General features: G+C 63.3%; 14 protein-coding genes. 13 read left to right on the top strand and 1 reads right to left on the bottom strand.

The features are described 5' to 3' along the window. Nucleotides 1–8: 8 nt before the first annotated feature. Complete coding sequence (map, locus tag QWY74_RS07535) at nucleotides 9–800, bottom strand: type I methionyl aminopeptidase (RefSeq protein WP_264824273.1); 792 nt, start codon at nucleotides 798–800, stop codon at nucleotides 9–11. Between the two features lie 301 nt (nucleotides 801–1,101). Here map and rpsB point away from each other — a divergent pair, with 301 nt between their 5' ends. The 13 genes from rpsB to lpxA all read left to right on the top strand — a co-directional run bounded on the left by rpsB (nucleotide 1,102) and on the right by lpxA (nucleotide 13,943). After that, nucleotides 1,102–1,845 (top strand): 30S ribosomal protein S2, encoded by a 744-nt coding sequence (gene rpsB, locus QWY74_RS07540; protein WP_264824272.1) that lies wholly within the window; start codon nucleotides 1,102–1,104, stop codon nucleotides 1,843–1,845. A 167-nt stretch (nucleotides 1,846–2,012) separates the two neighbouring features. Beyond that, nucleotides 2,013–2,888: a translation elongation factor Ts gene (gene tsf, locus QWY74_RS07545; RefSeq protein WP_264824271.1), complete on the top strand. Its 876-nt coding sequence runs from the start codon at nucleotides 2,013–2,015 to the stop codon at nucleotides 2,886–2,888. Nucleotides 2,889–2,997: 109 nt separating this feature from the next. Then, the gene (pyrH, locus tag QWY74_RS07550) at nucleotides 2,998–3,765 is read left to right on the top strand and encodes a UMP kinase (RefSeq protein WP_264824270.1); all 768 of its coding nucleotides are present in this window, start codon (nucleotides 2,998–3,000) and stop codon (nucleotides 3,763–3,765) included. A 4-nt stretch (nucleotides 3,766–3,769) separates the two neighbouring features. Continuing rightward, complete coding sequence (gene frr / locus QWY74_RS07555; RefSeq protein ID WP_264824413.1) at nucleotides 3,770–4,327, top strand: ribosome recycling factor; 558 nt, start codon at nucleotides 3,770–3,772, stop codon at nucleotides 4,325–4,327. 73 nt (nucleotides 4,328–4,400) lie between these two features. Continuing rightward, on the top strand, nucleotides 4,401–5,168 hold the full coding sequence (uppS, locus tag QWY74_RS07560; RefSeq protein WP_264824269.1) for a polyprenyl diphosphate synthase: 768 nt from the start codon (nucleotides 4,401–4,403) through the stop codon (nucleotides 5,166–5,168). Beyond that, nucleotides 5,161–5,961: a phosphatidate cytidylyltransferase gene (locus tag QWY74_RS07565; protein WP_264824268.1), complete on the top strand. Its 801-nt coding sequence runs from the start codon at nucleotides 5,161–5,163 to the stop codon at nucleotides 5,959–5,961. The genes uppS and QWY74_RS07565 overlap by 8 nt, the downstream gene beginning before the upstream one ends. Before the next feature lie 2 nt (nucleotides 5,962–5,963). After that, nucleotides 5,964–7,214 (top strand): 1-deoxy-D-xylulose-5-phosphate reductoisomerase, encoded by a 1,251-nt coding sequence (gene ispC, locus QWY74_RS07570; RefSeq protein ID WP_264824267.1) that lies wholly within the window; start codon nucleotides 5,964–5,966, stop codon nucleotides 7,212–7,214. 31 nt (nucleotides 7,215–7,245) lie between these two features. Continuing rightward, nucleotides 7,246–8,604, top strand: a complete 1,359-nt coding sequence (gene rseP, locus QWY74_RS07575) for a sigma E protease regulator RseP (protein ID WP_264824266.1) — start codon at nucleotides 7,246–7,248, stop codon at nucleotides 8,602–8,604. Between the two features lie 88 nt (nucleotides 8,605–8,692). Beyond that, entirely contained in the window at nucleotides 8,693–11,041 is a 2,349-nt protein-coding gene (gene bamA, locus QWY74_RS07580; RefSeq protein WP_435389138.1) for an outer membrane protein assembly factor BamA, read from the top strand. A gap of 27 nt (nucleotides 11,042–11,068) precedes the next feature. Next, on the top strand, nucleotides 11,069–11,563 hold the full coding sequence (locus tag QWY74_RS07585; RefSeq protein WP_320109310.1) for an OmpH/Skp family outer membrane protein: 495 nt from the start codon (nucleotides 11,069–11,071) through the stop codon (nucleotides 11,561–11,563). A gap of 30 nt (nucleotides 11,564–11,593) precedes the next feature. After that, a complete protein-coding gene (lpxD, locus tag QWY74_RS07590) occupies nucleotides 11,594–12,631 on the top strand; it encodes a UDP-3-O-(3-hydroxymyristoyl)glucosamine N-acyltransferase (RefSeq protein ID WP_264824265.1) in 1,038 nt (345 codons plus the stop codon). A gap of 104 nt (nucleotides 12,632–12,735) precedes the next feature. Next, a complete protein-coding gene (gene fabZ / locus QWY74_RS07595) occupies nucleotides 12,736–13,179 on the top strand; it encodes a 3-hydroxyacyl-ACP dehydratase FabZ (RefSeq protein WP_264824264.1) in 444 nt (147 codons plus the stop codon). Then, nucleotides 13,176–13,943, top strand: coding sequence for an acyl-ACP--UDP-N-acetylglucosamine O-acyltransferase (gene lpxA, locus QWY74_RS07600; RefSeq protein WP_264824263.1), 768 nt, complete (start codon nucleotides 13,176–13,178; stop codon nucleotides 13,941–13,943). The genes fabZ and lpxA overlap by 4 nt, the downstream gene beginning before the upstream one ends. The last annotated feature ends 8 nt before the right edge of the window (nucleotides 13,944–13,951 follow it).

Genomic DNA, 13,951 nt, shown 5'->3' on the forward strand with positions numbered 1-13,951 from the left:
GGGCCGGCTCAGCGGTCGAGGAAGGAGAGGTCTTCATCGCTGCGTGCCGTCAGGACCTCCACGCCCGTGGCGGTTACCAACAGGGTGTGCTCCCACTGGGCGGTCAGGCCCTTGTCCTTGGTCACGGCGGTCCAGCCATCGCGCAGCACTCGGGTGCGATGGTCGCCGGCATTGATCATGGGTTCGATGGTAAAGCACATGCCCTCGGCGAGGGTGATGTCGGCTTCGGGCGAGTAGCCATCGTAGTGCAGAATCTGGGGCTCTTCGTGAAAGCCGGCGCCGATGCCGTGGCCGCAGAAATCGCGCACCACGGTATAGCCGTTGGCCTCGGCGTGCTGCTGAATCACTCGCGCCAGATCGGAAAGCCGGGCGCCCGGGCGCACGGCCTGGATGCTGCGGTACAGGCACTCCTGGGTGACGCGACACAGGCGTTCGCCCTGGATGGTCTGGCCGACGATGAACATCACGCTGGAGTCGCCATGATAGCCGTCCACGGTCTTGACGGTGATGTCGATGTTCATGATGTCGCCGTTCTTGAGCTTCTTGCCGTGATCCGGGATGCCATGGCAGACGACATGATTGATCGAGGTACAGATCGACTTGGGAAAGCCGTGGTAGTTCAGCGGTGCCGGCGTGGAGCCGAGCTCCTTGACGATATAGTCATGGCAGCGCTGGTCCAGTTCACCGGTGCTGACCCCCGCCTTGACGTGGGGGGTGATCATTTCCAGCACACTGGCGGCCTGGCGGCCCGCTTCACGCATCTTGGCGATTTCGTCGGGGGTCTTGATGGGGACGTTCATGGCAGCTCGAATTCAGGGGTGGCGTGGTCGTCGACGCTGCACCATCCTGAGGCGGAGGTGTCCGACGACTTCATTTCGAAGGTAATCCATGGTATAAAGCTGCGCGCTTTCCTGCAATCGCCGATCCCGTTCGTCCCCAAGGTGTCGAGTACCGGAGTCGGCCGGAAAGCGTCAATTTACGCACAACGCCTTGAAAACACACACGTACCGGCACATGGTCCCGGGTGCTGTCGGCGCGACCGATAGTCGGATCCATGGGGTGCGTGGAGGCCTAACCCGATTTTTTCAGGAGTCATCCACCATGGCACACGTCAATATGCGTGACCTGCTGAAGGCAGGCGCTCACTTCGGTCACCAGACCCGTTACTGGAACCCGAAGATGGGCAAGTACATCTTCGGCGCACGTAACAAGATTCACATCATCAACCTCGAGCATACGCTTCCGGCCCTCAACGAAGCGATCGACGTGGTCGAGAAAATGGCGGCCGCGAACAACAAGATCCTGTTCGTGGGCACCAAGCGCAGCGCCAGCAAGATCGTCAAGGAAGAGGCCAACCGCGTCGGCCAGTCGTTCGTCAACCATCGGTGGTTGGGCGGCATGCTGACCAACTTCAAGACGATTCGTCAGTCGATTAAGCGTCTGCGCGAACTCGAGACCATGCACGAGGACGGCACTTTCGAGAAGCTGACCAAGAAGGAAGTGCTGATGGCGACCCGCGAGCAGGACAAGCTCGAGCGTTCCATCGGTGGTATCAAGAACATGGGCGGCCTGCCCGATGCGCTGTTCGTGATCGACGTCGACCACGAGCGGATCGCCATCAATGAGGCGAACAAGCTGGGCATTCCGGTCATCGGTGTGGTCGATACCAACTCCGATCCGGATGGCGTCGACTACGTGATCCCGGGCAACGATGACTCCATCCGCGCCATTCAGATCTACGTCAAGGCCGTTGCCGATGCCTGCGCCCGTGCGAAGGAAGGTCGTCCCGACGAGTTCGTCGAGGTCACCGAGGAAAGCGCTGGCGACGCCGCCGCGGCCGAGTGATCGTGACCCCGGCGGGGTCATGAGTATCGCGCCGCTTGTCGGCGAACCGTCACCGTGACGGCGCAAGGGGGCTGCGGCCCCCTTGCTTGCGCCCCGGGACGGCAAGGGGAATGGCCGGGTGATACCGGCGCCCATCTTCCAGGTCGAACCATTCAGAGGACACTACCATGGCAGCTATCAGCGCCTCTCAGGTCAAGGAACTGCGCGAGCGTACCGGGCTCGGCATGATGGAGTGCAAGAAGGCACTCACGGAAGCCGGTGGCGACATCGAAACCGCCATCGACAATCTGCGCAAGAACTCCGGTCTCAAGGCCGCCAAGAAGGCCGGCCGCACCGCCGCCGAAGGCGCCATCGTCACCCGCGTGGCGGAAGATGGCAGCTACGGCGTGATGGTCGAAATCAATTCCGAAACCGACTTTGTGGCGCGTGACGACAACTTCGTCGCCTTTGCCAACAAGGTCACCGATGCCTTCTTCACCGCCAAGAGCGAAGACGTGGCGGCCATCATGGAAGGCGATCTCGAAGGCGATCGCGAGCTTCTGGTGCAGAAGATCGGCGAGAACATCAGCGTGCGTCGTTGCGTGGTCGTCGAGGCCGGCGATCAGGGCGGCAGCCTGGTGGGCGCCTATGTGCACGGCAGCCGCATCGGCGTGCTGACGGTGCTCAACGGCGGTACCGCCGAAGCCGCGCGCGACGTGGCCATGCATGCTGCTGCGCTCAACCCGGCCGTGGCGCTGCCCGAGAACATGCCGCAGGACAAGCTGGACGCGGAAAAGGCGATCATCCTGGAGCAGCCGGACATGGCCGGCAAGCCCGAGCAGATCGCCGAGAAGATGGTCCAGGGTCGCCTCAAGAAGTACCTGGCCGAGAACAGCCTGGTCGAGCAGGCCTTCGTCAAGGATCCGAACCAGACCGTGGCCGAGTACGTCAAGGCGGCCGGCGGCGAAGTGCTTGGCTTTACGCGCTTCGAGGTCGGCGAGGGCATCGAGAAGGAAGAAGTCGATTTTGCCCAGGAAGTCATGGAACAGGCCAACCGTAGCTGAGGTTCCTCCTTCCTGCATGATGATGGCGTGCGCAGTTGCGCACGCCATCGCGTATCCGGCCGGCTGGTCCGGCCCCACGTCCATTCGACGCGTTCCGGGAGATCCACGCATGAGCAGTGCCGAGCAAGCCTCTACCACCAAGTCTGACAAGCCCCGTGCCGCTGTCTCCAAGTACAAGCGCATTCTGCTCAAGCTGTCCGGTGAGGCGCTGACGGGGGATGCCGAGTTTGGTATCGACCCCCAGGTGCTGGACCGGATGGCGCTGGAGATCGGCCAACTGGTCGGTATCGGTGTGCAGGTCGGCATTGTGGTCGGGGGCGGCAACCTGTTCCGTGGTGCCGCCCTGCACGAGGCTGGCATGGAGCGCGTCACCGGTGACCACATGGGCATGCTGGCCACTGTCATGAATGCCCTGGCCATGCGCGACGCCCTGGAACGTTCCAATATCCGCTCACGCGTGATGTCGGCGATTCCCATGAGCGGCGTGGTCGAACACTATGACCGCCGCACGGCGATCCGCTACCTGACCTCCGGCGACGTGGTGCTCTTCTCGGCGGGGACCGGCAACCCCTTCTTCACCACCGATTCCGCGGCCTGCCTGCGCGGTATCGAAATCGATGCGGATGTCGTGGTCAAGGCCACCAAGGTGGACGGTGTCTATGACAAGGACCCCGTGGAGCATCCGGATGCCGAGAAGTACGAGCAACTGAGCTATGACGACGCACTCGACCGCAAGCTCGGCGTCATGGATTTGACCGCCATCTGTCTGGTGCGGGACCATGACATGCCGGTTCGCGTGTTCGACATGAACAAGCCCGGTGCGCTGCTGAATCTGGTAGTAGGCGGCCGGGAAGGCACGCTGATTGACAGAGGGTGACATCGTGATCGACGACATCAAGAAAGATGCGGAAAGCCGCATGAGCAAGAGCCTCGAGGCTCTGCACAGCAACTTCAATAAGATTCGCACCGGTCGGGCGCATCCGAGCATTCTGGATGCGGTAATGGTCGAGTACTATGGCGCTCAGATGCCCATCAACCAGGTCGCCTCGGTGAATGTCGAGGATGCCCGGACGCTGGCGGTGGTTCCCTGGGAACAGAGTATGGTGCCCAAGGTGGAAAAAGCCATCATGACCGCCGAGCTGGGCCTCAATCCGGCTAGTGCCGGTAACGTGATCCGCGTGCCGATGCCGATGCTGACCGAGGAAACCCGTAAGGGCTTTATCAAGCAGGCCCGCCAGGAAGCAGAGAATACCCGTGTGGCCGTGCGCAACGTGCGTCGTGATGCCAATAACGATATCAAGGCGCTGCTCAAGGACAAGTCGATCACCGAAGACGATCAGCGCCAGGCGGAAGAGGCGATCCAGAAGCTGACCGACAAGACCGTCAGCGAAATCGACAAGGCCCTGGAAAGCAAGGAGCACGACCTGATGCAGGTGTAAGGCGTTGGCGCCGCACCTGCCGGCGCCACTCCCTGCGTGACAACCGTGCTTCCCCTTCGCCATGCGAGACCTCATGACTTCAGCGCAATCCCGCCACTCCCCCTCTCCCGGGGAGTCCTCACTGCCACGTCATGTGGCGATCATCATGGACGGCAATAACCGTTGGGCAAAGTCGCGCGGCATGTCCGGTTTACGTGGCCACCATGCGGGGGTCGAAGCGGTGCGTGCGGTGATTCGTCGGGCGGCGCAGCGGGGTGTTGGCACTCTGACTCTGTTCGCCTTTTCCAGCGAGAACTGGCGTCGCCCTGCCGCCGAGGTCGAGGCGCTCATGGAGCTGTTCCTGATGGCGCTCAAGCGTGAGGTCAGAAAGCTGCATGACAACGACATCAAGCTCTCGGTGGTCGGCGCCCGGGAAAGCTTTTCCTCGACCCTGCGTAAGCACATTGCCTCGGCGGAAGCGCTGACCGCGGACAATACCGGCCTGCATCTGGTGGTGGCCGCCAATTATGGCGGGCGCTGGGATATCACGCGTGCCGCTCGGCGGCTTGGCGAACGAGTGGCGGCCGGCGAGCTGGCGCCCGAGGCGATCGATGAGCAGGCGCTGGAAGATGGGCTCTGCTTGGGCCACGAGCCTCCGGTGGACCTGTGCATCCGCACCAGTGGCGAGCGGCGCATTTCCAACTTCCTGTTGTGGCAGATGGCCTACGCAGAGCTCTACTTTACGCCCGTGTTGTGGCCGGACTTCGGGGCCGAGGCCTTCGATGATGCTCTGGCCGACTTTGCCGGTCGCAAGCGGCGGTTCGGCAGGACAGATGAACAGGCCGAGGCCAACGGTGCTTAGACAACGTGTGATCACGGCCGCCTGGCTGGCGCCTCTGAGCCTGGTCGGGCTGTTCGTCCTCGAGGGCGCGGCCTTTGCTGTCTTTACCGGGCTGGTGGTGGTGCTGGCCGGCTGGGAATGGAGTCGTCTGGCCGGCCTGGAGGCGTCCTGGCAGCGTGGTGGCTGCAGCCTTGCGCTGGGCGCGACCCTGGCCGGACTGGCCTGGCTGGGGTCGGCTCAGTCGGTGTGGCTGCTGGGCATCGGTGCGCTGGGTTGGCTGGTCAACCTGTACTGGGTAACCGGCTACCCGCAACGGCTTGACCACTGGCGCCCGACCGGGGTTCGGCTGGCCATGGGCGCCTGGGTGCTGGTGCCCACCTGGGTCGGCTTCAATGTTCTGCGTGATGCCGGCGCGGCCTGGCTGCTGCTGGTGCTGCTGCTTGTCTGGGGAGCGGACATCGGCGCCTATTTCGTCGGGCGCGCCCTCGGGCGTCGCAAGCTGGCCCCGAGTGTCAGTCCGGGCAAGACCTGGGAGGGAGTGGTCGGCGGCCTGCTGGTCAGCTCGCTGCTGGCCGTAACCTTTGCTGTCTGGCAATCGTTGAGCCTGAGTGCCGCCCTGGGGCTGCTGGTAGTGGTTGCTATCGTCACCCTGGCCTCCGTGCTGGGGGATCTGCTGGAAAGCATGCTCAAGCGCTTTCGCGGTCTAAAGGATTCCAGTCAGTTGTTGCCGGGGCACGGTGGCATTCTCGACCGGATCGATAGCCTGACGGCTGCGGTGCCGTTGTTCGCGCTTCTTTATCCGGGAGGCTGGTAGTCATGGTGATGGCAGCGTCCTGCACTGCTTCCGCGGCCCCTGGGCACAAGGGCGCCACGGCCTCGGCCGGTTCGCTGCCGGTAAATGTGACGGTGCTGGGAGCCACCGGCTCGATCGGTACCAGCACCCTGGACGTGATCGACCGCCACCCCGGGCGCTACCGGGTTTATGCCCTCTCGGCCCATCGCTCGCGGCAGGCGCTGCTGGATCAGTGCCGGCGGCACCAGCCGCGCGTGGCCGTTCTCGAATGTGAGCGGGATGCCGCCTGGTTGCGGGAAAAGCTGCTTGAAGCCGGTCTGGATACCGAGGTGAGGAGTGGTCGCGAGGCCCTGACCGAGGTTGCCCGGGCCGCAGAGGTGGACGTGGTGATGGCGGCCATTGTGGGGGCCGCCGGCCTCCTGCCGACCCTGGCGGCCGTGGAGGCGGGTAAGCGGGTGCTGCTAGCCAACAAGGAAGCCCTGGTGATGTCAGGCGGGCTCTTCATGGAGGCGGTCGCCCGCTCGGGGGCGACTCTGTTGCCGATCGATTCTGAACATAATGCCATCTTCCAGTGTCTACCCTCCGAGCATCGTGGAGGCCTGGCGCGGCATGGCGTGACCCAGTTGCTGCTGACCGCCTCCGGGGGCCCTTTTCGCGACTGGACGGCCGACCAGCTCGCCACCGTGACACCCGACCAGGCCTGCGCTCATCCCAACTGGTCGATGGGCCGCAAGATCTCGGTGGACAGCGCCACTCTGATGAACAAGGGGCTCGAGTTGATCGAGGCCTGCTGGTTGTTCGATGCGCGGCCCGAGCAGATTCAGGTGGTCGTGCACCCCCAGAGCGTGATTCACTCCATGGCGGCCTACGCGGACGGCTCGGTCATTGCGCAACTCGGCAATCCCGACATGCGTACGCCGATTGCCCATGGCCTGGCCTGGCCGGAGCGTATCGCATCGGGGGTCGAAGCACTGGACCTGTTCGCGGTGGCGCGGCTCGATTTCCAGCGCCCCGACGACACGGCCTTTCCCTGCCTGCGCTTGGCCCGTCAGGCCATTGCCAGTGGCGGAACGGCGCCGGCGGTGCTCAATGCCGCCAATGAAGTGGCCGTCGAGGCGTTTCTCGACGGGCGCTTGAGCTTCAACGGCATCGGTGAGCTGGTGGAGCGTGTGCTGGCAGACCGCCCGCTCGAGTCGGCTAGCGAGCTCGAGGTGATCCTGGCCGCGGATGAGCGGGCACGACACGACGCCAGGCAATGGCTTGGTGATTCTTGAACCGGCCGGAACATTCACTCAGGAGGCAGCGATGGGCCTGATCCAAAATGTGCTGGCGGTGATCGTGGTCCTGGGCCTGTTGGTCACCTTCCACGAGTTCGGTCATTTCTGGGTCGCGCGTCGCTGTGGCGTCAAGGTGCTGCGTTTTTCGGTCGGCTTCGGCAAGCCGCTCTGGTCGCGTCGCGATCGCCATGGCACCGAGTTTGTCGTGGCGGCGATTCCGCTGGGCGGCTATGTCAAGATGCTGGATGAGCGCGAGGGGCCGGTGCCTGCCGACGAGCAGCATCTGGCCTTCAACCAGAAGACGGTCTGGCAGCGTATTGCCATCGTGGCCGCAGGGCCGGTAGCCAACTTCCTGTTGGCGCTGGTCGCCTACTGGGCGCTCTTCGTGGCCGGTACCACGGCCGTGGCGCCTGTCGTCGGCGAGGTGACGCCCGACTCGCCCGCCGCCCAGGGCGGTTTGCGCAGCGGCCAGGAAATCGTCGCCATCGAGGGTGAGACGGTGCGTTCGTGGGAGAACGTCAACCTAGCTCTGGTTTCGCGTATCGGCGCCTCCGGAGTGCTGGAGGTCGCGGCACGTGCCGAGGCCAGCAGTGTGCCGCGGGCCTACCAGCTACCGGTACAGGACTTCATGGTGCGCCAGGATCCGCCGCGCCCCCTGCAGACGCTGGGGATCAGCCCCTGGCGCCCTTCGGTGTCACCGGTGATCGACCGCCTGGCGGAGGGTGAGCCGGCTGCCGATGCCGGGCTGCAGAAGGGCGACCGGGTGCTGGCACTGGGTGGCCAGGCAGTCGACACCTGGAGCGACTTCGTCGCCCGTGTGCAGGCACGCCCCGGGGAGACGCTCGAGGTCGAGATCGAGCGCGGTGGCCAGCCCCTGACGCTGACATTGACACCGCGTGCCCGTGAGCAGGCCGATGGTAGTCACGTGGGTTATATCGGGGCAGGTGTCGCGGCGGTATCCTGGCCCGAGGAGAACCTGCGCGAGATTCGCTATGGGCCCCTGGCCGCTCTCGGTCAGGCGGCTCAGCGCACCGGCGACATGACCCTGTTGACCCTGGATGCCATCCGCAAGATGTTGGTGGGGCTCATCTCGCCCTCCAATCTTTCCGGCCCGATAACCATTGCCCAGATAGCCGGGGATTCGGCACGTTCCGGTCTGGAGAGTTTCGTGGGCTTTCTGGCCTACCTATCGATCAGCCTGGGCGTGCTCAACCTCTTGCCCATCCCGGTGCTCGATGGGGGGCATCTTCTGTATTACGTCGTCGAGGTCGTCCGCGGTCGACCGGTCTCCGAACGCGCCCAGGCGTTTGGCCTGAGGATCGGCCTGGCGCTGGTCGGAACCCTGATGTTGATGGCGCTGTATTTCGACCTGATGCGGCTCTGGTAAAACCGCGCTGCGGCTTGTCAGTTGACCGTACAAATGTATAAGGTGCCTGTCTGGACAGGTAGGCAGATCAACGCGAGCGAATGACTGCATGAAGATCAAGACCATCGGAATGGCGGCGCTGCTGCTTGCCGGTGCCAATTCGGCACAGGCGGAATCCTTCAATGTATCCGACATCCGAGTGGAAGGCCTGCAGCGGGTCTCGGCCGCTTCGGTGTTCAATGCGTTCCCGGTCAGTGCTCGCGAGCGAGTGGATGACCGGGAGTTGGCGGCGGCAGCGCGAGAGCTGTTCTCTACCGGCTTGTTCGACGATATCCATCTGGCCCGTGAGGGTGACGTCCTGATCATTCAGGTGGAAGAGCGGCCGACCATCACGCGACTCAACATCGAGGGCAACGAGCAGATCAAGACCCCGGATCTTCGCAATGGCCTCAGCCAGGCCGGTCTGGTCGAAGGCCAGGTACTGCAGCTTTCCACTCTCGAGGAGATTCAGCGCGAGCTTTCCGGGCTTTATCAGTCCCAGGGTCGCTACAATGCGACCATCGATGCCGAGGTCGAGCAGGTCGGAGCCGGGCAGGTCGCGGTCAACATCGACATTGATGAGGGGGATATCACCAAGATCCGTCAGATCAATATTGTCGGCAACCAGGCCTTCGACGACGAGACCCTGAAAGACGTCTTTGAGCTCGAGGATCGCCCCGGCTGGTTCTTCGGCTGGTTCACCAACGACTCCTATTCGCGCGAGGCGCTGTCCGGCGACCTGGAGCGCCTGCGTTCCTATTACCTGGATCGTGGCTATGTGAATTTCGCCATTGACTCGACCCAGGTGTCGGTGGCGCCGGAAGAGTCGCGCATCTTCGTAACCATCAATGTCACCGAGGGGGATCGCTTCAAGCTGGGCGACATCAACTTCGACGGTGACTTGCGTATCTCCGAGGAAGAGGCTCGTGGGCTGCTCGAGACGCAGAGTGGCGAGATCTTCTCGCGCAGCGACGTCATTGCCTCCTCCGAGGCCATTCGCTCGCGTCTGGGGGCCGAAGGCTTCGCCTTCGCCGAGGTCAATGGCATTCCCCAGACCGGTCGCGATGGCGAGACAGTTGACCTGACCTTTCAGGTTGAGCCGGGGCGTCGCGCCTATGTGCGTCGTATCGAGTTCGTCGGCAACACCACCACCCAGGACGAGGTGCTGCGCCGGGAGCTGATCCAGATGGAAGGCGCGCCGGCCTCCACCGAGTCGATCAGCCAGTCCCGACAGCGCCTCGAGAGGTTGGGCTTCTTCAAGCAGGTCGAGGTGCAGACCGAGCCGGTGGCGGGTGCCAATGACCAGCTGGACGTGACCTACCAGGTCGAGGAGCAGCCGTCCGGCTCGATCTCCGCCAGCCTCGGTTTCTCGCAGAGTGCCGGGGTCATCTATGGCGCGTCGCTGTCGCAGAACAACTTTCTGGGCACGGGTAACCGGGTCAACATCGGCGCGCAGAAAAGTGACACCTACACCGATGTCAACTTCGGCTTCACTGACCCTTACTGGACGCTGGACGGTATCTCGCGGGGGTATAACCTGTACTACCGCAAGACCGACTACGAAGATTCGGACATCTCGACCTACTCCACGGATGCCCTGGGCGCCGGGATCAACTTCGGTTACCCGATCAACGAGCTGACGCGAGTCAATTTCGGTGCCACCGTCGAGGACCTGACAGTCAAGACGTATCGCGATACCCCCTCTGAGATCGAGCGGTACGTGCGTGATGAGGGCAAGCAGGCGCAGACCCTGCAGCTCACCACCAGCTGGACCCGGAACGAGCTCAACCGCGGCATCATGCCGACGGCGGGCAATTACCAGCGTCTCTCCCTGGAGGCTTCCGCTCCTGGCAGCGATGCGGAGTACTACAAGGCACGCGCCCAGGCCCGGCACTTCTTCCCGCTCAATGAGGAAGAGACCTGGTCGCTCAAGTTCCGTGGCGAGGTGGGCTATGCCGACACCCTGGGCGGCGATTCTCCCTATCCGTTCTACGAAAACTTCCTATCAGGTGGTCTGGGCTCGGTGCGTGGCTTCACCACCAACACCCTGGGCACGCTCACCACGCCGCGCGAGCGCGGCGACGACCGGACCCTGGGCGGCAATGTGCTGGTTGAGGGCACGGCGGAAGTGATCTTCCCCATGCCGTTTGTCGAGGACAAACGCTCCGTGCAGCCCTCGGTGTTCATCGATGCCGGTAATACCTTTCTGACCGAATGCTATCCGGTTCTGGAGCAGGATGAAGGTCGCTCGCAGTGCCAGTCCGGTGTCGACCTCGGCGATCTGCGCTATAGCGCCGGTATCGGCTTTTCCTGGCTGACGCCGGTAGGCCCGCTGACCTTCAGTGTGGCGCGACCGATCAATGATCAGGAAGGTGATGACACTCAGTTCTTCCAGTTCTCGCTGGGTCAGAGCTTCTGACCCGGCTCCACGTCAAAAGGAGTTGTCATGATGCGCAAGTGGACCTTCGCAGTGATGGTGGGAATGCTGGGGGCGCTCAGCGTCCCCGCGCAAGCGGCCGATGTGGCCGTGCTGGATTGGCAGAAGGCGCTGCTGGATACCCAGGTCGCCCAGCGTTCGATGAATCAGTTCCGCAACAGCACTCACGGCAAGCAGCAGGAAGCGGAGTCGCTGGGCCAGTCCCTGCAGTCCATGCAGGAGCGTTTCCAGGACGGTGGTCAGCCCACCCAGGCCGAGCAGCAGGAGTTCCAGACCAAGCGGCAGCGCTTCGAGCGGCTGCGTCGCGAGATTCTCGAGGCGCGTCAGCAGGCGGAACAAAAGTTCCTGGAAGGTGCCAAACCGAAACTGGACCAGGCAGTGGAGCAGGTCATCCAGCGTCATGACGTCCAGGTGCTGGTGGCCCCCCAGGGTGTCGTGCATGCGGAAGGTGACCTCCCCAACCTGACCGGCGAGGTAACCGAGATTATCAATTCGCTCAATTGAGCGAGCCACGTTGATCAGATCCGGAACTCCATGACTCAAGATGCCCACTCTCTGACACTCGCCGAGATCGCCACGCGCCTGGGAGCCGAGCTCTGGGGCGATGGCGCGCGTTGTGTCAGTGGTCTGGCGACGCTGCGCGATGCCGGCCCCGAGCACATTACCTTTCTCGCCAATCGTGCCTACCTCAAGGACCTGGGCGAAACCCGCGCTGCGGCCGTTTTGCTGCACCCCGCCCATGCCGGGGAGTGTCCGACCACCTGCCTGACGCTGGAAAACCCCTACCTGGGCTATGCCGAGCTGTCACGCCTCTTTGATCCGTTGGCCAATCGCGAGTCCCCCGGGGTGCATGCCTCGGCCGTGGTGGCCGGTGATGCGCGTCTGGGGGAGGGCGTGTGCATTGGTCCTCAGGCGGTCGTCGAATCCGGCGTGACCCTGGGCGACGGCGTCGTGGTGGGCCCGGGCTGCGTGATCGGAGCCGATACCCGGGTCGGGGCGGGGAGTCGTCTGCATGCCAATGTGACGCTTTACCATGGTGTCGTCATCGGCGAGCGCGCCATTCTGCACAGTGGCTGTGTGATCGGCGCGGACGGTTTCGGTTTCGCCCATGATGGCGGTGGCTGGCACAAGATCGCTCAGTTGGGCGGTGTGGTGCTGGGCGATGATGTCGAGATCGGCAGTTGTTCGAGTATCGACCGGGGGGCCCTGGGTGACACCCTGATCGCCAATGACGTCAAGATCGACAGTCAGGTACAGATCGCCCACAACGTGCAGGTTGGCGAGCACAGTGCCCTGGCGGGCTGTGTCGGTATTGCCGGCTCGACCCGGGTCGGCCGCCATTGCATGCTGGGTGGCGGGGTCGGGCTGTCTGGCCATCTGACAATCTGTGACGGTGTCCAGGTCACCGGCATGAGCCTGGTGACCAACTCCATTCTCGAGCCGGGCATTTATTCGTCGGGCACGGGGGCCATGGATAACGCCCAGTGGCGCCGCAATGCCGTGCGTTTCAAGCAGCTCGACGAGATCGCGCGTCGCTTGAATCGCCTCGAAAAAGCCGGGCGGGGCGCTTGAGGCCTCGTCGCGGGGCGGTATAATTCGCCCCACCCATCGGTACCCGGGCCGGTGGATGTGCCCGTCGCGTGGGGCGGGCTTTTGTCATCTCAGAGGTTGCTACGATGGAAATGGACATCAACGACATTCGCGAATACCTGCCCCACCGTTACCCTTTTCTGTTGGTCGACAGGGTGATGGAGCTGGCGGTCGGTGAATCCATCGTTGCCTACAAGAACGTCAGCGTCAACGAGCCATTCTTTAATGGCCACTTTCCCCATCATCCCATCATGCCCGGTGTGCTGGTTATTGAAGCCTTGGCTCAGGCGTGCGGTATCCTGGGCTTCAAGACCGTGAACAAGCTGCCCGCGGACGGCTATGTCTATTACCTGGTGGGCAGTGACAATGTGCGCTTCAAGCGTCCGGTGATGCCCGGCGATCAACTGCGCCTGGAAGCCGTGGTGATCCGCGGCAAGCGGGGCATCTGGAAGTTTGACTGCAAGGCCAGCGTGGACGGCGATGTGGCCTGTGAGGCCGAGATCATCTGTGCCGAGAGGAAAGTCGCTTGATTCATCCCAATGCCATCGTCGACTCCGACGCCCGCCTGGCCGATGACGTCGAGGTCGGTCCCTTCTCGGTGATCGGTCCGAACGTCGAGATCGGTGCCGGCTCGCGCATCGGGCCTCATGTGGTCATCAAGGGGCCCACGGTGCTTGGTGAACGTACCCGTGTCTTCCAATTCGCCTCGGTGGGCGAGGATTGCCAGGATAAGAAGTATGCCGGTGAGCCGACACGCTTGGTCATGGGCGACGACAATGTCGTGCGCGAGGGCGTGACCCTGCATCGCGGCACCGCTCAGGATCGCGGCGAGACCACCATCGGCTCGCGCAACCTGTTCATGGCCTATGCCCATGTCGGGCATGACTGCGTGATCGGTGATGACTGCATCCTGGCCAACCAGGTGACCCTGGCCGGTCATGTCACCCTGGGCAACTTCTCGATCCTCGGTGGTCTCTCGGCCGTGCACCAGTTCTGCCATTTCGGTGAACATGCCATGGCCGGCGGCGGGTCGATCATCACCAAGGACACACCGGCCTATGTGATGATCAACGGCAACCCGGCCCAGGTGCATGGCCTCAATCTGGTCGGCATGCGTCGCCGTGGCTTCAGCAATTCCTCGCTCAAGGCGCTGGGCGATGCTTATCGTCTGGTATATCGCCAGGGGCTGACAGTCGAGCAGGCGCTGACGACCATTCGTGAGCGCTACTCCCTGCCGGAGACCGATACCTTCGCGGCCTCCATCGAAGTGTCTTCCCGGGGCATCATTCGCTGAGCGAGGTC

Origin of the sequence: Halomonas almeriensis (assembly GCF_030409235.1) — a bacterium.
GTDB lineage: Bacteria > Pseudomonadota > Gammaproteobacteria > Pseudomonadales > Halomonadaceae > Halomonas > Halomonas almeriensis.